14 protein-coding genes and 1 pseudogene are annotated in these 20,000 nt (G+C 33.6%); 4 read left to right on the forward strand and 11 right to left on the reverse strand.

Annotated elements, in window-relative coordinates; translation table 11 throughout:
* Positions 1 to 111: 111 nt before the first annotated feature.
* Positions 112 to 996: an Rgg/GadR/MutR family transcriptional regulator gene (locus tag IGI78_RS10475; protein ID WP_195264915.1), complete on the forward strand. Its 885-nt coding sequence runs from the start codon at positions 112 to 114 to the stop codon at positions 994 to 996.
* Positions 997 to 1,068: 72 nt separating this feature from the next.
* On the opposite strand, the gene IGI78_RS10480 is transcribed toward IGI78_RS10475, so the two are convergent.
* Positions 1,069 to 2,631, reverse strand: a complete 1,563-nt coding sequence (locus IGI78_RS10480) for a polysaccharide deacetylase family protein (protein ID WP_195264913.1) — start codon at positions 2,629 to 2,631, stop codon at positions 1,069 to 1,071.
* 233 nt (positions 2,632 to 2,864) lie between these two features.
* Here IGI78_RS10480 and IGI78_RS10485 point away from each other — a divergent pair, with 233 nt between their 5' ends.
* Positions 2,865 to 3,539 (forward strand): CPBP family intramembrane glutamic endopeptidase, encoded by a 675-nt coding sequence (locus IGI78_RS10485; RefSeq protein ID WP_195264911.1) that lies wholly within the window; start codon positions 2,865 to 2,867, stop codon positions 3,537 to 3,539.
* Between the two features lie 77 nt (positions 3,540 to 3,616).
* On the opposite strand, the gene IGI78_RS10490 is transcribed toward IGI78_RS10485, so the two are convergent.
* Complete coding sequence (locus IGI78_RS10490) at positions 3,617 to 6,769, reverse strand: MucBP domain-containing protein (protein ID WP_195264909.1); 3,153 nt, start codon at positions 6,767 to 6,769, stop codon at positions 3,617 to 3,619.
* 636 nt (positions 6,770 to 7,405) lie between these two features.
* On the opposite strand from IGI78_RS10490, the gene IGI78_RS10495 reads away from it, so the two are divergent.
* Positions 7,406 to 8,020, forward strand: a complete 615-nt coding sequence (locus IGI78_RS10495; RefSeq protein WP_195264907.1) for a helix-turn-helix domain-containing protein — start codon at positions 7,406 to 7,408, stop codon at positions 8,018 to 8,020.
* A gap of 177 nt (positions 8,021 to 8,197) precedes the next feature.
* Positions 8,198 to 9,105: pseudogene (locus IGI78_RS10500) on the forward strand (transposase); the annotation flags it as partial.
* A gap of 277 nt (positions 9,106 to 9,382) precedes the next feature.
* Here IGI78_RS10500 and wecB read toward each other — a convergent pair.
* The 9 genes from wecB to IGI78_RS10545 form a co-directional block, all read right to left on the reverse strand.
* Positions 9,383 to 10,525 (reverse strand): non-hydrolyzing UDP-N-acetylglucosamine 2-epimerase, encoded by a 1,143-nt coding sequence (gene wecB, locus IGI78_RS10505; protein ID WP_195264905.1) that lies wholly within the window; start codon positions 10,523 to 10,525, stop codon positions 9,383 to 9,385.
* A gap of 9 nt (positions 10,526 to 10,534) precedes the next feature.
* Complete coding sequence (locus IGI78_RS10510) at positions 10,535 to 11,749, reverse strand: nucleotide sugar dehydrogenase (RefSeq protein WP_195264903.1); 1,215 nt, start codon at positions 11,747 to 11,749, stop codon at positions 10,535 to 10,537.
* Positions 11,742 to 12,998 carry a polysaccharide biosynthesis C-terminal domain-containing protein gene (locus tag IGI78_RS10515; protein WP_195264900.1) on the reverse strand — a complete coding sequence of 419 codons (1,257 nt, stop codon included), beginning with the start codon at positions 12,996 to 12,998 and terminating at the stop codon, positions 11,742 to 11,744. Before IGI78_RS10515 ends, IGI78_RS10510 begins: the two co-directional genes overlap by 8 nt.
* On the reverse strand, positions 12,979 to 14,502 hold the full coding sequence (locus IGI78_RS10520) for a hypothetical protein (RefSeq protein ID WP_195264898.1): 1,524 nt from the start codon (positions 14,500 to 14,502) through the stop codon (positions 12,979 to 12,981). Before IGI78_RS10520 ends, IGI78_RS10515 begins: the two co-directional genes overlap by 20 nt.
* Positions 14,503 to 14,507: 5 nt before the next feature.
* A complete protein-coding gene (locus IGI78_RS10525; protein WP_430617997.1) occupies positions 14,508 to 15,674 on the reverse strand; it encodes a hypothetical protein in 1,167 nt (388 codons plus the stop codon).
* Between the two features lie 113 nt (positions 15,675 to 15,787).
* Positions 15,788 to 16,975 carry a glycosyltransferase gene (locus IGI78_RS10530; protein ID WP_195264894.1) on the reverse strand — a complete coding sequence of 396 codons (1,188 nt, stop codon included), beginning with the start codon at positions 16,973 to 16,975 and terminating at the stop codon, positions 15,788 to 15,790.
* A gap of 13 nt (positions 16,976 to 16,988) precedes the next feature.
* Complete coding sequence (locus IGI78_RS10535) at positions 16,989 to 17,813, reverse strand: glycosyltransferase family 2 protein (protein WP_195264892.1); 825 nt, start codon at positions 17,811 to 17,813, stop codon at positions 16,989 to 16,991.
* A gap of 30 nt (positions 17,814 to 17,843) precedes the next feature.
* Positions 17,844 to 18,794, reverse strand: coding sequence for an NAD-dependent epimerase/dehydratase family protein (locus IGI78_RS10540; protein WP_195264890.1), 951 nt, complete (start codon positions 18,792 to 18,794; stop codon positions 17,844 to 17,846).
* A 104-nt stretch (positions 18,795 to 18,898) separates the two neighbouring features.
* Positions 18,899 to 19,999: a glycosyltransferase family 4 protein gene (locus IGI78_RS10545; protein WP_195264888.1), complete on the reverse strand. Its 1,101-nt coding sequence runs from the start codon at positions 19,997 to 19,999 to the stop codon at positions 18,899 to 18,901.
* Position 20,000 lies beyond the last annotated feature (1 nt).

Below are 20,000 nucleotides of genomic sequence, written 5' to 3' on the forward strand. Positions count from 1 at the left end.
TTAAATCAAGAAAGTCTGAAATATAAGACCTTTTTGATTCCTACACTGGGCTTGTTTTACTATAATGAGGAGACACAATTTCATTAAAGCAATGAGAGCGGAGGGGTTCTTATGTATGGCGAAACGATCAGACAAATCCGATTGAAAAAAGGCTTCACCCAAAAAGAAGTCTATGGCACAATTATTTCAAAATCCTATGCAATTGAATTTGAAAAAGGCAAGCATCAGATTGCTACCAACTTACTCTTGCAAATCTTAGAAAATCTCTCAATGGATATCGATGAATTTCTCTATATCGCGAATGGCTATCGTCTGGATGAGCAAAATAGCTATAATCATCGGTACAATCAGTATTCAAACAAACACGATCTGCCAAATTTACAAAAGCTATTACAGGAACTGCAGCAAACCACTAGCAGACTAAACAATGTCCGTATTGCAGAGGTTCGCTCGCGAATTCGCATGCTGCAATGCTTGGCAGAGCATGGCGTCTATCGGAAAAGAGCTGTTTTGGAATGTGATCGTCAAACGATTATTTCCTACCTCATTGATGTTGAAAGCTGGACGTTGCAAGAAATCCAGTTATTCGCCAACACCATCGACCTTTTGGACAACGAGTATAATTTCCTCTTTTTCAAAAAAGTATCCAAGATGCTCGAGTACTATATCGATATGGAAAAAGGTCGTGAAATTTACTGCGCCTTGCTGATCAATTTGATTGAATACACACTAAAGCACCAGCAATACGATGCAACGGAAGTTCTCGTTGTCCAATTGAAACTTTTGGCGACAGACTACAAAGAGTTTTTTCACCAAACCGTCTGCAAATTTTTCCAAGGCGTGTTGCTCTTAAGAACCGGCAATCAAAAAGCGGGGCAAACGATAACCACAAAAATGCTAGCTCTCATGCGAGAACTGGATCAAGAAGCCCTTGCTGATGACTTTGCTTTACTGCTGGATGAAGACTACCTCCAGGTATTTGCCTCAGACGAGTGATAAAGCGGCAACTGCAGTGTTCGTTTAATAAAAAAAGGAAGTGATAGCGATCATCACTTCCTTTTTCAGCTATTAGCTAACGCTACGTTCATCTGTTTCACCAAAATATTGATACATTGGTTTTTGTTTACTATTTAACAACTGATCCACCGTCACAAATTCATAGCCTTGCGCTTTCAGCGTTTGGATAATACCTGGTACAGCTTGAACGGATTTCGGATGAATATCATGAAGCAAAATAATCGATCCATCGTAGACATTGTTTTGTACGACCTTTAGAATCTTATTCGGATCTTTTAGCTTCCAATCCTCGGTATCGACACTCCATTGAATGATCGCTTTTCCTGCTGCTTGGGCGCTTTGTTGGTCGATCGCCCCATACGGTGGACGCAAATTCTTAGGCAAGACCCCAGTTGCCTGATAGATCGCTTTGTCGGTCTTAGTTATTTCCGCTTTGACATCCTCCGGCGACAACGTATTTAATTGCGGGTGTGAATACGAGTGACTGGCAATTTCATGCCCTTCTTCATGGATTTTTTTCGATACTTCAGGATACTGATCCACCATTTGGCCTAATTCAAAAAACGTTGCCTTCACATTATTGTCTTTCAAGATTTTTAAGAGATCCAATGTCGAGGTATCATTTGGTCCATCATCGAAAGTCAATGCAACATATTTTTTGTTTTCGTCCAATGTCGGTTGTTGCTCTTTCAATTGGTCCGCATTAACAAGTTCCGGATCAATAAAGGGTGCAATCTCTTTGTACGCCAACGTGATCTCAGATACGCCAGTTTGATTTTGCGGCAACTGGATCGTTACTTTTTCAGGATCATACGTAAATTTCGACTCATAGGTGATTCGATCCATCGCCAAGACCGCATCAATGACTTTATCTGGTTCCTTGGCTTGGTCTAAAATCTTTTGCTGAATGACTTGCTGGATCCCTAGCAAGCTTCCCTCGTCTGGAACCAAGTCCTTCAAGGATAATTCATTGCCAGTTTTCTCAGAAATAAAAATTGGATCGGCAACCACGCTATCCGCATCTTCAAAGCGACCGGTTTCCCGATTCCAAACATAGCTGTCCGCTTTTAAAGAATAGGTTGACACTTTCGATGCGACTGCTTGTGCTTCAATCCGAGCAACGGTAACTGTCTCTTTGTCGGTGTGTTTTTTGCATAATTTGTTCGCCATGGTCGACAATTTCTTGCTTGCATCTTTGACAGGGATCGCATTCTCCTCTTTTGGCCGGAAAATCAATTCTTTTTTGTCCCCATCGGATAGCGTTTCGAGTTTTGCTGGGATTCCCTCTTTGGCTTGTTCTTCTTGAATCGATGCCAATAACTTTTCAGCAGCAGCCTCATATTTTTCCCGTGCCAATGCTTCTTGCTGCTTCAACGTAAAAGCAATATAGCCGCCAGTGGCGATAATGACAATTGTCAGCAACGTCATCAAAGAAAAGAGATACTTGCGATGGGTTGGCTTCTTTTTAGAAACTTGACGATTGGTGGTTTGCGTGCGTCTTGCCGTTCCCGTTGTTTGCTTTTGATGTGATTCGACCCTTGAAAAAGGTGCTTGTTTTTCAGACGTCGCTTCTTTATGTTGTGAATTATTTGAATAATTGCTTGATTTCTTCATAAACATTCTCCCTAAACATAATAACGTAAACAAAATGTAACATAAGCGTAATATTATTTCAACAGTGTTACAGAGATTCTTATAAACTTCTCTTTTTGTTCACCATTTTTGAGAATTGTTCTTAGAAATCTTTTATTCTGATGCTAATAAAAGCAAGCCTGTCAGCCATGATATCGTATTCACTCCTTTTTATTTTCGTTTAAAAATAATGAGAGATATCTTTTTGTACTTTGATGTTTTTTCTGTTTATAATTCAGCGTGTGGCAATTACTTTAAAGGATGTGTTCAAAATGAAACACAAGTCAGCAATGTATTTATTTATTCTTACATTAGTCATCGGTTTAACCTATCAAATGCTTCCCTATACACCCCTAAGCGATTCCGTTTTATCCATCATTGGTACTGTATGGAATGTGATTTTGGCATTTGGTGCAGGATACTTTCTCTTACGAAGGACCTTTTTGGAACAATTCAAGCATTTTCGTTTCATTGTTTTATTATGGGGTGTGCCTTTCGTCATTTTGACTGGTGTGTTCTTTTCCTTTATTTATGCCGCTATTTTTGGACAACCCACAACAAACTCGATCAGCGAGACTATCACCGTCCAAATGGTCTTTTTACAAGTACCCTTCATGCTCATGGGGGAAGAATTGCTTAGCACCAATCTCTTGTTGGCTTTACAGAAAAAAGGACTCTCTTTCTTCTGGTCTTCCGTCATTTGCAGTGTGCTATTCGCTTTGTGGCACATCCCAGCGTACGGTTTTCATCCAGCACAATTATTGATCACCTTGATGCCTGCCAGATTGGCACTCAACTACGTTTGGAAAAAATCCAATAGCGTATGGGTCAGCTGGATCTGCCATTTTCTTTATGATTCCCTTGGGTTCATTTCATTTTTAGGTAAATAAGCAACAAAAAGGACAGCTGAATCGCAGCTGTCCTTTTTTTAGTCAGTAACGCCTTTCCCCGATGATTTAATCAATTGTTACTTTCGCTTTTTAAAATAAAGCCAGCTTGCCGTGGCGATAAAGCACAAACCAACTACAAATGGGAACAACGTCCCCTGCTCATCGGTTTGCGGCAATCTTTGTGCAGAAGCGCTTTTTTTCGAAACAATAGTTTGGGCAGGAGCTTTTTCTTTATTATCAGAATTATCAACTGTTGCAGCTTGTTCTTTTGTATAAACGTACGTCACAGTTGCCCCCAGCTTGCCGAATGTTCCTTTCGCATTTTGTGGCAAACGACTTCGATCTAAGACGTAGTCGTTGATTGATATTTGGTATTTCTCTGTGCTAGCATCGTAAGGTTCGCCTACATTTCCTGATAGGATTTGGGAAGCATGAATTTCGTTACCTTCTGTGTCTACATACTCCACCGTTACATCCGCTGCTGGTACCGGACTTTTTGTGTAGATGTAGGTGACTGTTTGCGCTGTTTCGCCAAATACTCCTTTTAGATTTTCTGGTAATTGGCTTTCATCTAGTGTATAGCCATCGATCGATAATTGATATTGTTCTGTGTTGGCATCATATGAATCACCTATGTTTCCACTGATCGTTTGTGAAGAGTGGATTTCTTTGCCTTCTGTATCTACATACTCCACTGTTACATCCGCTGCTGGTACGGGATTTTTGGTGTAGATGTAGGTGACTGTTTGCGCTATTTCGCTAAAAATACCTTTACTATTTTCTGGCAATTGGGTTTCATCTAGAGTATAGCCTTCAATCGTTACTTTATATTGAAGTGTGCTGGCATCGTATGAATCACCTATACTTCCGCTAATGGTTTGGGAGTCATGAATTTCATTGCCCTCTGTATCAACGTATTTTACTGTTATATCCGCTGCTGGTATCGGATTTTTCGTGTAGATGTAGGTGACTGTTTGCGCTGTTTCGCTAAACACACCTTTAAGGTTTTCTGGTAATTGGCTTTCGTCTAAAGTGTAGCCTTTGATCGTTAATTGATATTGTTCCGTACTGGCATCGTATGGATCACCCACATTCCCACTAATTTTATTAGCAGCGTGAATTTCGTTGCCTTCTAAGTCCACGTATTCCACTACTATATCAGCTGCTGGTAAAGGATTTTTTGTGTAGATATAGGTGACGGTTTGTGCGGTTTCGTTAAATACACCCATACTGTTTTCTGGTAATTGGCTTTCATCCATTGTGTAGCCTTCGATTTTTAATTGATATTGTTCTGTGCTAGCATCGTATGGGTCGCCTACGTTTCCACTAATTGTTTGTGAAGCGTGAATTTCTTTACCTTCTGTATCTACGTACTCGACTTTGACATCCGCTGCTGGTATCGGATTCTTTGTATACACATAGGTGACTGTTTGCGCGGTTTCACAAAAGACACCTTTAAGATCTTCTGGCAACTGGCTTTCGTCTAAAGTGTAGCCTTCGATTTTTAGTTGATATTTTTCTGTACTAGCATCATAAGAGTCGCCTACGTTTCCACTGATCGTTTGGCTAGCGTGAATTTCGTTGCCTTCTGTATCCACATACTCGACCGTTACATCCGCTGCAGGGATCGGATTCTTTGTATACACATAGGTGACTGTTTGCGCGGTTTCACTAAAGACACCTTTACTATTTTCTGGCAATTGGCTTTCATCCAATGTGTAGTCTTCGATTGCTAGTTGATATTTTTCTGTGCTAGCATCGTATGGGTCGCCTACGTTTCCACTAATCGTTTGTGAAGGATGAATTTCGTTGCCTTCTGTATCCTCATACTCGACCGTTACATCCGCTGCTGGTATCGGATTCTTTGTATACACATAGGTGACTGTTTGCGCGGTTTCACTAAACACACCTTTAAGATTTTCTGGCAACTGGCTTTCATCCAATGTATAGCCATCGATCGATAGTTTATATTGATCTGTACTAGCATCGAAAGTGTCGCCTACGTTTCCACTGATCGTTTGGCTAGGGTGTATTTCGTTACCTTCTGTATCTACGTACTCAACCGTTATATCCGCTGCTGGTATCGGATTTTTTGTGTAGATGTAAGTGATGGTTTGTGCTGTTTCACTAAATACGCCTTTACTATTTTCTGGTAATTGGCTTTCGTCTAGGGTGTAACCGTCAATTGATAGCTTATACTCATCCGTACTAGCATCATATGAAGCACCAATGGTACCAGATAAAGTCTTCGTTTCATGGATTTCTTGCCCTTGAGTATCAAGATATCTGACAGTTACCTCTCCCACCTGCTCCGGATCAACAATGACATTCACTACATGGGTTGTATATACACTATATGAGGCTTGTCTAGCCATAAAAATTGCTACATAGGAACCTGGCTTGCTTGGGTCAACATTGGTGTAGTAAGGATAGATTTGCGAGTCAGAAATGCTTTTTTCTATATTGCCGCTAAAATTTAGTTTAAACGCCTCAATCCCTAATGCTTTGGTTGAGAAATCAAATGTGCTGTTTACAGGAATATGAATCGTATCAGGACTATCTCCAAAAGCATACTCACCCGCAATTAAACGCTCGTAAAGTTCAAGTGTTTTCGTTTCCCCTGGTTGCAAGGTGATGGAATTTCCAACCGATGTGAATGCATAGTTTAGTCTTTGATTCGTGGTACCAACTTGCTTAATAAAATAGCCACCTGAAGGAAGTTGAATTGTAACCTTTCCTGAACTGTCCGTGACTAACAATGTCACCTCACCTGATGTTGAAGAGGTCAATGTGAAATAAGCTCCTTGGATCGGTTGGTTTGAATTACCATCTAACACTTGAACCGTCAGTTGCCCATTGACAGCTCTTGCAGCTGAAGCATTAACAGATGAAGGGACCTTATCTACAGTACTTGCAGCAGATTCTTCTTTATTTTCTGATCCATTAATGGCTTCTTCACTGTCACTACTTGCTTGTGTTTGCTCGTTCTTAGCATCCACACTCGATGAGGTCGTTGTTGTCTGCGTAGCATTTTCTACTTGAGAGGTAGCTTGTCCAGCATCCGCAGAAGCATTCATATCATCAGATTGCACAGCATTCACTTCTTCCTGATCCCCCTGCTGAGACTCTGAAAACATTTGGTTTTCCGCCATTACCTGAAATGCTGGCGTTACCACCGCAGCACTTAGTAAGATTATTAAAGATAGAATATATTTAAACTTATTTTTCACAAACTTTCACCTTAACCTTCTTTTTCAAAATAAAAAATTTTTTTCCCAACCTATTTTTACGCCTAAAAATCATTATAATTTATTAATTTTTAATTTACAATTTTTTTTTATTTGACGTATCATCCACTCCTGACAAAAGTTTTTTATGCGGGCACATGAAATTCCGTTGAGCATATGTATATCTTATTCACTTATCATTGCACTACATCACCTCTTCGGAATTTTATAATCCAACCACCCTTTTCTTCAAGCAAATCCCGTGCAAATCAGCGCAAAGCTTCTTGGCATCCTTGTTTTATCAATGATTCCTTTTTCAAAAAAGGAAACTATTTTTTACTTAATTGTGGCTTTCTTTTTTTGAATGATTCGAGTAAGACTATCTTCTACTCTGAATATGTGCTATCTTTGAACATTTATCACTTCATATATGACAATTGTTACTTATTACAGGTGAAGGATTCAGTGAAAAAAATCGAGCAATTTCAGGAAATTCTTTAGGAATATCTAAATGAAGCTCATCTTAATTTAATCTTATAAGAACAAAGAAAATGACTTGTGCATTTTTTCGTTAAATCGAGCTTTACAATTGTTTCTTTGAACCGCTTTGTGATAGGATATGTCAGAAGGAGCATTGAAATGACTATAGCTGAAAAAATAAAAGAGAGTCGCTTGAAATTAGGACTCACCCAACAAGAAGTTTCCGAAAAATTATTTGTTACCAGACAGACGATCTCCAATTGGGAAAACAATCGAAGTACCCCAGACATCGATACATTGATCAAATTAAGTGATCTCTATCAAATCGATTTAGAGTCACTACTAAAACCAGAACAATTAGCAGACGAACCAGAAAGAATGAGTGAGGAGAAGAAACCAACCTTCCGCCTTCCTCTATACTTGCTCAATTTGACTGCAGTCGTCGCTTGCGTTTTCACCGACTTCTTAACACCTACAGGGACAATGACCATATGGACAGCTGCTGCACATTTTTTGTTATTAGTTAACTTTGTCCTTTTATGCGGCTTTTTCCTCACAAAAAAAAGACCCCTCCCTGCAAAAACAATTGTCTTTGCATTAGGAAAAGGTCTGCTGATCTTAGCCATTATATTAGGTTTTACCCTTTGGTCGAATAAAGGAGCTTCCGCTGATGCATTACATCTGATTGGCCACAATTATGGTCATTTTATCTATTTGACGTTTAAAGCAATTGGGGTGATTTATTTGTTTGATTGGCGGAAGTTTGAGATGTAATGACTCCAATTTCAAATTTAAAATCAAGAATGCAGTTGAGAACAATAATTGATTTGATTGTTCTCAACTGCATTAGATTTAAAAAGGCTCTACAGTATTTAGTGTTGGTGGAAAATCTATGGATTTTCTACCAACACTTCTTTGTAAAAAAAGATAGAAAAAGAGATAGTATAACTATCTGTTGCTAATGACATTGAAGGGGCTTCATTAACACGAGAATTGATTTTTGAGTTCAATGAAAACTATCACTTCGATCAAATCGTTAATGGGATGGAATCAACGACCATGTACAGCTTTCATCCTTCGATGTTTTTCCATGAAGATGCAGAGCTAAAAAAAGCAATACACTTGCTCGAGAAATGCGCGACGAATCGACAAGTCTCTTTAGTGCCACTCTCATTACTCTTATGACAGAAGACTTCACACTAGATGAATCGGCTGTGCTTCCTTTGGAAGCCTTCTGTGACTTATTACAAGGAAAAGGAAAAGATCGCTTTAAAGATCTAGAAAAAAATGCCAAAGCGATTCAACGTGCAATTACCATGAGTTTTCGTTTAGATAGTCTTGCACAAGAATCCATCAATGTCGTTCTAAGTGTTCTTGTACGTGAAATTCGTGCACTTGAAAAGAACATCAAAGACTTGGATAAAGCAATCGAGCAATTAGTTGTCGTTATTCCAGAATATCAATGTTTGACCAGTGTTCTAGGTATCGGAAAGATGTACGCCACTGGATTAATCGCTGAAATCGGTCAAATCGAACGATTTTAAGATCAAACAAAATTGGCAAAATATGCAGGCTTATGTTGGAATGTCAAACAATCTGGTAACTATCAGTCACAAAATACACCTCTGACAAAACAAGGGAATCGCTATTTTAGATACTACTTAGTTGAAGCTGACAACTCTGCAAAAAATTATCTTCCTGAATATAAAGCTTTTTATCAAAGCAAATGTAAAGAGGTCCCAAAACATAAACACAAACGAGCACTCGTCTTAACCGCAAGAAAATTTACGCATTTGGTGGATACGCTACTACGTAACCATCAACTCTACACGCCACCAAGGGGCGTGATAAATAAATAACATTCTGTTATTGACGCAAACCCTTGAAATACCCCGAAAAAATTTGATTTTGGCCGGGGCTAGTTAAGTGCGCTTCAAAACAGGTTACACAATAAAAATATTCTCAATCTTCAACTTGAATTATTACCATTAGACTTACTGACAAAGAGCCACAATATGTTTAGCTGGATCGTACTTAATTGTTTTAGGTAACTTTATCTCCACCAAATCCATAGTCGAAGAAACCATACATTCAATCAAGTAAATTTGATGGATAAATCAAATTTACTTGATAAATTTAATTACTAAAATCTACAGGTCGAGTTGAATTCTTCTCAGAAAACTCATACACTATTGCATCAAGTATGCGTTGACTGGCTTTACCATCGCCATAAGGATTATTAGCCTGTGCCATTTTACTATAGACAATGTCGTCTTTTAATAATTCAGTTGCAACATCAAATACAGTATTTTCATCAGTTCCAACAAGCTTTAATGTACCTGCATCGATACCTTCAGGACGTTCTGTAGAATCCCTCAAGACAAGAACTGGAACACCTAGAGATGGAGCTTCTTCTTGGACACCACCAGAATCTGAAAGAATTAAATAGCTATGATTTAATATATTTTGAAAGTCAACAACGTCTAAAGGTTCAATTACTTTAATCTGGGGTGAATCAATTAATGTATCTTTTGCTAATTGACGTACTTTAGGATTTTTATGGATTGGAAAAATAACTGCTATTTCAGAATTTCCTAACACTAGTTTATTTATTGCTCGGAAAACATCAACCATAGGCTTTCCCATATTCTCTCTACGATGCATAGTGACAAGAAGAATTTTTTTATCCTTAAATTCTTTCAACAAATCATTTTCATAATCATCTTTAACTGTGTAATTCATAGCATCAATTGCCGTATTCCCGGTAATATATATATTCTTTGAAGAATGATTCTCCAAGAGAAGGTTTTCTTTACTTTGAACAGTTGGAGCAAAATAAAGATCAGCCAATATATCAGTCATTTGACGATTCATTTCTTCAGGAAATGGGGAATACTTATTCCACGTTCTTAACCCCGCTTCGACATGACCAATTTTAATTTTATGATAAAAACCAGTCACCGACGCTGCAAAAGTCGTAGTTGTATCTCCGTGAACCAGCATAATATCAGGGTGCGCATCTTTGATAACTGTATCTAACTCTCGGATTACATGACTAGTAATATCAATTAAAGTCTGACCATCTTTCATAATATTTAAATCATAATCTGGAATAATATCAAACACTTCTAAAACCTGATCCAACATTTGTCGATGTTGTGCAGTTACCACTACAATTGATTCAAATCTAGTGTCTTCCTCAGCAGCCTTAACTAAAGGTGCCATTTTGATTGCTTCAGGTCGAGTTCCAAATACAGTCATTACTTTTATCTTTTTCATGTTATTCTCCTACAATTTATATGCGTCATCAATAAGATTATGAGTATCCAAAATACACTTACCTTCTAACTTAAATAGATTATCTTTAAGATGACTGTGCTCTACCATAAGAACAATCAATTCGGACTCACCCAAAAATTCATCGAAGTCCATAATTTGATTTTCCATAATTTTATTATGAATCATAGGATCAAAAAATTTAAAAGGTTCAGCAAAGTGATTTTTCATATGATCAAAGAGCTGTAGTGTTGGACTTTCACGGATATCATCTACATCTTGTTTATAAGTTACCCCATAAATGCCGACTTTATTACGTTCAGTAATTCCATTTTCATTCATAATTTCTCTAATTCTATCAAGTACAAGATCTGGCATAGATTCATTAATTTCTAAAGCTGCGGAAATTAACTTAGTCAGTCGGGGATAATCTCCAACTAAGAACCAAGGATCTACTGGAATACAATGTCCCCCTACACCAGGTCCAGGACTTAAAATATTGACTCGAGGATGCATATTGGAAATCCTAATAATTTCATGTACATCTAAATCATCATGGCGAGAGATTTTTGTAAGCTCATTTGCAAAAGCAATGTTAATTGCTCTAAACGTATTTTCTACGACCTTTGTCATTTCTGCAGTACGAATATCCGTACAGACAATTTCTCCTTCACAGAATGAAGAATACACATCTTTAACTCTTTGAGCAATTTCTGGACTATCTGCACCGATAGTTCTTGAGTTAAACTGTAATTCCTTAATCATTTGCCCAGGAAGAATCCTTTCAGGAGCATGAACCAAATGAAGATCTTCACCTAAAACAAGCCCAGCTTCTCTTATCAATGGCCTTACGAATCGGTCAATAGTTCCTGGTGAAATTGTCGATTCAATTACTAGAATCGTTCCTTTTTGGCATACCTCTAAAACTTGTTTAGTGGCAGCAATAACGTATGATGCGTCAATTTTCTTATCTACTTTATCATATGGGGTAGGTACAGTAATGATATAAAAATTAGAAGAAGAATATTCAGACCCAAACTTTATTCCTTTGTCTAAAGCATTTTTAAATAATTCTTCTAGCCCTGACTCTTCGAAGGTCAGTTCACCACGTTTCAAAGAACTTAATAACTCCATGTTATAATCTGTACCTATAACCTCATTTCCATTCGCAGCTAACATTAGAGCTGTTGGTAATCCGATGTATCCAAGGCCAATAACATTAATCATCTTTTCCACTCCATTTCTTTAATACAATCCAATACGTAATTGCTGAAATAACATATACAAAAATAGAGGCATATGCTATACCGTAAATACCAAAACTTAAAATAAAATAATAATCTAGTACAAAATGTACTACACATGTTACAACAGAAAAATATGCACTAAATTTTTCTTTTCCTATCGCTGGCAACATGTTCATAGGAACCATTCTAATTCCAGTATTAACAATTCTTACAATCCAAAGCATGTACGACAATGGAATAGCGTCACTGTAATTCACACCATACATAAAATTCACTATTAAAGGAGTCAAAATAATCCCAATCAATCCTAGTAGCATTACAATTATAAAATTTAAAAATGAATATTTTAAGATAAGATTAAACCGAAATTTATTACTAGCCTTTTTTGACAATAATGGAAATACAAACAGAATTACAGAATTTGTAATAATGAGCAATTGACTTGGCAAAAGTGATGCTGCTTTAAAATTGGCAGTAATCACTGCATCTTTTAGTAATATATTTACAAGGAAAATTTCATTTAATGGCATTATAGATGAAAATATAGTAGCAATCGTTATAGATATACCTAAATAGATTGTTTTTTTTCTGTAAATTTTATCTATTGAAAGATTCGGTAACTCATCAATATCAGAATGTTTCCATCCCCATAAAATAGATATTATATAAGCGATTATTCTAGCTAGTGGTAACCCTAAAATTCCGATAAAATAAACTAAAAAAATAGTTAGTACAGATAGTATTACGGCGTTTAAGACTGCGGTTTTTGCAAAAATATCATTTCTTAAAGAAAATCTATTGTAGGATTGAATCATTTGTAACAAAAAATCTAAACAAGGAGTTACAAATAAAGCAATTATTAATAATTTAGAACCTTCAAATGTTAAATTTCCAAAAAACGCATATAAAACTAAAAATACAGTTAGTATAATTTGAATTAAAGAACCTAGTCTTGAACAAAAATAAAATAGTGATTTTGCTATCTGCCTATCTCCATACTCTGAGCTAATTTTTAAAAAAGCAGGAGACAAACTAATTCCGGAAAAAAGAATAATATACGCGTATAAATTATCTGCATAAGCAAAATAGGCATATTCGTCTTTAGTGAGAATTCTTACAACTAAAAAACTAGATATAAAACTGACTGCCTTAATTAGAATATTTCCTGTAAATATATGAAAAAAACCTGTTTTCATTAATGTAATAATACTATTTTTTATTTTTTTCATATTTACTCTCCAAAAAATCCACATAAACCTTGCTAATTATCGCAGGAAAACCTCTTCCATTCTTAAAAAGATAATATAAAATCTCTCTAGATTTAAACAAACCAAACCATTCAAATTGATGGTTGATTATCTCTAATTTAAAATACACATATTGATAAGGACGTAATAATTTTTTCTTGAGTAAACTTTTAAATTTAGATTTCTCAGACTCCTTTGTTGAAATAAAAATTTCAAATTCATTAGCTAACTGTGAAATAAGTTCCTTATATCTTTTTTTATTTAACTTATCAGAAGTTTCTAAATTATACAGACTTCTTACTAAAAATTTATCTTGTAAAGGAAGATACCATTTCATTTCAAAAAATTCATATATTCTAAGTGAGTTAATAATCACTTTAGACTGTCTCTCTTTAATATCCCAGATTTGAAGAAAATCAGTTATATTATCTAAACTTATTGTTTTGTCCTTAAATTCATCTTTTACGATATCTCTTACATACTCTTTGCAAATTTCATTGTTTTGTAAATTAAAGTCTTTTTTTATGATAAAGTCTGTAAGTTCATTTGATGTTATAATATTTTCAATCTTTTTTGAATCTAAATTTCCTCCACCAATAGTCCCAGTATGTCCAGGCAAAAAAATAGAATTCATTCTTTCTTTTAAACTTAGTTTTTCAGATATTTTCATAACTGCTAAAAAATCTTGAAAGTGGACAAAATTAGTTCCCTGTCCTGCATAATTCAAGTAATCAGAAAAAATATCTGAATTTCGGAGTTTTTTCCAATCTTCTCTCTCATAATTATAAAATTCCCATTCAAATCCCAACTTATCGGCTATGTTTTTAGATTTTTTAGCTACTTCGCTAGAGGATTTACCGTAAGAAAAACACTTAACATTTTCAAAAGAATTCATTTTCAATAAGCATGCTATGAATAAGGAATCATAACCATCACTTAAAGGTAAATATATAGTGTAATCATTCAAATCCCTATACATTTTATCTGAAATAGATTGAGATATATTTTTAAATAACAAAAAATCTAAGTCATTCGCTCTAATATCTACGTTATAATTAATATTATCAGCCAGATGACTTACAGTAGCATTTCTAATATCAAAAGTTACAGTTTCACTTGCCCTTGTTTGAAAAACATTTTCAAATAGAGTACTGTATCGCGGGGAAAATCCAGCATTAATATATATATTTCTCATATTAGAGTCTATTTCAGACTCATCTTTTTCAAGGAGATTATCTATAACATCCGAAATAATAACTTTATTATTATCGATTTTATAAAAAATAGGAATTGTTCTAAATACATCAGATTTTATGCATACTTTATTAGGAGTAACCTTTATTACAACAAAAGCTTCAGAAGTTTCATTTTCTAATTCAGTCCAAGTATAATTGGCAATACTCTTATAAAAAAATTTTTGTCCATCATTAGTTAATGTTTTCCATTCAAATCCTTTTTTGTTAGCTAAATTAAGCTCTATTTCCATATCTTTTACTTCACCCTATTCATTCTTTTAACTACAATTAAAAATAATATAAAATATACCAAACACGGTATCCAAGACGTATAAATGAATTGACTTCCACCTCTAATTTGTCGAAAAATATCCAATACAAATGCAATTAGCATAAACTCAAGTTCTTTAAAATCTGAAATAATCTTTCCAATAGTTAGATAAAAGAAACTAACTACAAAAGAATAAATCCATGAAAAAGATACCCCAAATAGCATTATTCCTTCGCCAAAAACCGTGGGTAATAGCAGGTAATATCCTAGATCACCATAATTTAGTCCGATGATGATATGAGTAAATATTTCTGATAAAGCAATAGGCTTAATTAATCCAAATAGTAAAAAATTAGGAATTGGAGAAGTTAAAATATAACTAAAAAAATTAATTTTCTCTTTTAAATCCAAAGAATTTTCTGCAAAATGAAGTAAATTCACATAAGAAGTTTCCTCACTTAGCAACAGAAAAATTTTGTCTAGCTTATCTTCAGAAATAACATTGTCTCCCGTTCTTAAAAAGGTAAAATCATAAAAGAAGGGAAGAATAAAAAAAATTCCAATTATGCTAAACAGAGCTAAAATTTTCCTATCAAAAATTTTTTGAAACCATAAGTAAAGAAATATAAATAACAAAAAGAACAGAATTTCATTTCTAGATATATAGGCATTATTCACAAATTTTAAGTATATTGGTAGAGAATAAATCATGATAAATCTAAAAGGTTTATAGCGTAATTGAAATAAAAGTAAGTAAAAAAAAGGTGTGACTAAAATTCTTAAAGGTCCTATAATAAAATTAAGTAAACTATTATTTTTAATCAGAACTCGTTCAGAAAATGAAATAGTAGAGAAGTCATTAGCAAAATTTTGAAAGTTAAAGATATTTGACAAAGCATTTTCAGGGTATATAAGTGGAAAAATAAAAGTAAAAATATATATTATAGATAACATTAATACAAGCCAACTTTGTTTATTTACTATATCCGAAAGTGCTGCTTTATTTTCAGCAGATATATTTAAGTACTTTGAATTGCAAATAACAACACCAAAAATAGTGAAAAAAACAATAAACAATACATAAGAAAGTAAATAAGTTTCTTTATCTTGTAAAGGATAGATACTGATTCCTATTCCGGAGTAAATAAACATGCCTACAATAAATAGATAAAAAATTAATCGTAGTTGCTTATGTGATACTGTTCTCTTCACTAAGTATCCTAATAAAATACTAAATATAATAATAATAAAAATTATAATATTAACTATTTTATCTCACCTCCAAAAAATACTTTTTTCATTTGAACATCCCAAGAAAAATTTAAGATCGCAAACTCATGCATTTTATTACTCATTTGTTCGCGGTTCGGAAGTGAATTATAGAAATCAATTATTTTTCGCATATCAATTGGGGATTCATCTGCAGGTACCTTCAAGTAATAATTAAAATCTTCGGGAATGCCTTTTTCTTTATATCCAATAATAAAAGGGATACCTAATGAACAGTACTCTTTGGCTTTTAAAGTTGAACCTTCGCTAAGGTTTATTCTATGCATTCCTGTTGATCCAATTGCCAGATTAGTAGTTTCATATACTTTTTTCAAATCGTCATCATATAATGGGCCTAAAAAGTGTACATAATCATTTAACTCATGCATGTCTACAATTTTTTTTAAACGATTCAGTTCAGCCCCGTTTCCAACAATATTAAAAATAATATCATATTGTTTATTATTTCTTTCTGTTAAATTATATTCTTTTATTCCTTCAATAATTCTATCAAATCCATGCCATATAGAGATATTAGCAACACCAGTTAAAACTAAACTTGTTTCTGATATTTTTGTATTAGCATCGAAAAATTTTACAGGTGGATATTCATCTGTATTTACACCATTCTCTATAACTATAGTATCTATTCCCCATATTTTATCATAAGACATAAAGGTAACAATATTTTTAACATATTTTTTCAGACGAGGTAAAAATATTCTTTCTGTAAAATATACTTGTCTTCTCAAAATATAGGAAACATACTTTTTTTTCTCCTTTTCCGATTTCAGAAATAATTTTCGCTCTTCCTCATATGGATAGGTTGGTAATTCTAAAATAACGAAATTTTTACGCTTTGTTATATACTTTAAAATATTAAAAAAATACCAGTCAACTGATCCAGGAAATCTAAAATAAAACTGCTTGTAAGTTTTCTGATTTACAATTTTTTTCAATACTTGAGTAATCCCTTTTCTATAATTATTGAATCCTTTTCTTATTGAGAAAATTTCTTTAGTTTGTCCAGCTTTTTCCAAAATAAAGCTAGAATTTTGTAAATAGGCTATATCAACATCTAATCCTAATTTTCTAATAGAAAATAATTGATTGTCGATTTTCTTTTTAACCCCAATATTTTCTGTAGAATACGGATCAAAAAATAATACATATAATGTTTTCATTTGTTTCTCCTTCTCAATCAGAGACCTGAATACTCTTCCGATTTTGATAAAAATACATTAACTTTGCAGGGATTAACCCAACCACTATCGGTTTAAACATCCAAAAAAACTTAACTTTAGGTATATTCATTTTTTTATATCCTTTGTATCTTACAGTAACTTCTTCCAATCTATGTCGAAACTTTCTTTTGCGTTTAATATCTAATTCAGTAAGATTATACCTAAGTAAAGGTTCTAAAATATTAGCCCCTTTATATCCAAGCCCATATGCTCTCATAAAAAGATCATAGTCTTCAGCTCTTGTCGTTTCTTTCGATACTCTATAGCCCTCTAAATCTAATAATATTTCTTTTCTGAAAACTGTAGCAGGATGTACAAAGCATGACTGTTTAATTAGATCTTCTTTTTCTGGGAAAGGAATACTTGCTCTATTTTTTAAAGTAATCTTTTCACCATTAAAAACATTGATGTTTGAGGAACAAAAAGAAAATTTTCTATTCTCTTTTAAAAATAAAACTTGTTTTTGGAATCTTTCTGGATAACTATAATCATCCGCATCCATTCTAGCTATAATAGTTCCCTTTGAAATTTGAATACATCTATTCAATGATTTAGCAAGTCCCATATTAATGTGATTTTTTATTATGACAATCCTATCATCTTTTTTCTCCCACTCTTTTAATCTCTCGTAAGTATCATCATCTGATCCATCATCACAAATAATAAATTCAAAGTTATAATAAGTTTGATTCAAAATTGATTCAATTGCAATATCTAATTCTTTATTAGAATTTTTCACACTCATTATAACTGATATTAACTCCATATTTTCAAGCATAAAATCTCCTTTATCAAAATAATCTGTAGTTTATTTATCTTTATAACATTCCACAAATTTATACAAACCTTCAGAAATAGTATTTTTTGGACAAAATCCAATGTTCTTCAAATTTGAAATATCGGCTACTGATCGATGGATATCTCCTGCTCGCTTATCTTGATACTTAACTGGTAGTTCGAAACCATATATATTATTAAATTCTTCAATTATCTGCTGTAAGTCTGCTTCCTTTCCTGTACCAACATTAAAAACTTGGCCTAAAGAGTCCACAGTTTCCACAACTATCATTAAAGCTTGAAGTACATCTTCAATGTAAATAAAGTCGCGAAGTTGACTACCATCACCATATAATGTGAAATATATTTTTTCTCCAGATAAAATTCTATTGTAACAATCTTGTAAAATTGAGATTACACCAGAATATGGTGATTCTGGATTTTGATTTGGTCCGTAAACATTAAAAAAGCGTACTGAAGAAGTTGGTACATGATATAAATCATTAAAAACAATTGTCGTTCTTTCTGCTGCAAATTTATCAATAGCGTATTGAGTCATCGGTTTAATCGGTGAAGTTTCTTTCTTTGGCAATTCAGGATCATCTCCATAAACTGCTGCTGATGAAGCAAAGACAAAACGTTTTAGGCCCGGTTGATGTTCACGAATTAAATTAAGAATATTTAAAACTGCATTATAATTCACCTCATGAGTCTCAACTGGTCGTTCAACAGAATCAGCCACACTTGCAACCGCTGCTAAATGAAAAACATAATCAAACTGATATTTTGTTAAAATATCTTCCATTAAATAATTATCCGTGATTGATCCCTTAAAAAACTTAATTTTTGTTAAATCATCGATGTTTTCAAGTTTTCCCATTGATAAATCATCAATAACAATTATCTCGTGATTATGTCTAATTAACATGTTGGTCAGATTAGATCCGATAAAGCCTGCCCCACCTGTGACCAAATACTTCATAAAAAACTTCCTTTCTATGAAAACCTATTTGTCAATTCTTAAAGTATATAGAAATTCTCTAAATAGACTGAAATAAAAATTAAATCAAAAATATAGTTCTAAATTTATACAATTTTTTGATAAATAATTTTTAATTCTTTTAAAACATTTTCTATTAAATAGGGTTCAATTAAACCTTTGTTATTCTCTCCCATTTTTCTAATAAAATTTGCATCATTAAAAATTTTTGAAATATAATACGAAAAATTTTGTTTTATATTTCCTAAATCTACAAGGTACCCATTGTTTTCGTGTTGAATCAAATCACTGTTGCCTCTAATATTTGAACAAAAAACCGGTAAATTTTGATACATTGCTTCCATTATAGATACAGGTAGACCTTCTCTTTTAGACGGATGAATATAAATATCGCTTGCCGCTAATATGCTTGGAATATCTTCTCGGTATCCTAACAAGAATACTTTGTCCTTTAAGTTTTTTTCGACAATTATACGTTCTAAATATTTCTCCTTTTCTCCCACTCCACAAATTATATATATAAAATTCATATGGCGAATTTTTTCTAATTCATTAATAACCTGCTCATGATTCTTGTTATCATTTAACTCACCGATTGATAAAAAAATAAAACTGTCATCATTTTTTTTATACTTACTTAAATCGCTAGGTTTTTCTTTATTAAATTTCTCGGTTGAAAGACCTACTCCATGAACGTAGTTCACATTTGTTTTCAAAAATTTATTTTTAGCTGTGTTGTAATCCTCTTGATTAATCGTGATTAACTCATCTGTATACTTAGATAAATATTTTTCAACTGGGTAATAAACTAACCAATTCTTTATCGGTGCGCCCTTATAGAAGTGAAAACCATGAGCTGTATAAAAGACTTTACTCTTACTATTTTTGCAAGCCAGTCTTACAATCATTGAAGCAATAGGAGTATGAGTATGCACAATATCAAAATATTTGACATCTACTAAACTTTTAAATACTTTATATGCAGTTCGATTATTTTTCGAAAATGGAGTTCGATCAAAAGGAATATTATAGAAAGGTATATTATTATTTTCAAAAAACTCATCTAATGGCTGCTGAATTGAGCAAGCTATACTCACATGATGTCCTTCATCAAGTAACATTTTTATATGCGGCATAAGAAAAGCATTCATTGTGTTTGAAATTGTTGTTACATATAAAATATTCACA

Source organism: Enterococcus sp. DIV1767, from assembly GCF_050542585.1.
In the GTDB taxonomy this organism is placed as follows: Bacteria; Bacillota; Bacilli; order Lactobacillales; family Enterococcaceae; genus Enterococcus_D; species Enterococcus_D innesii.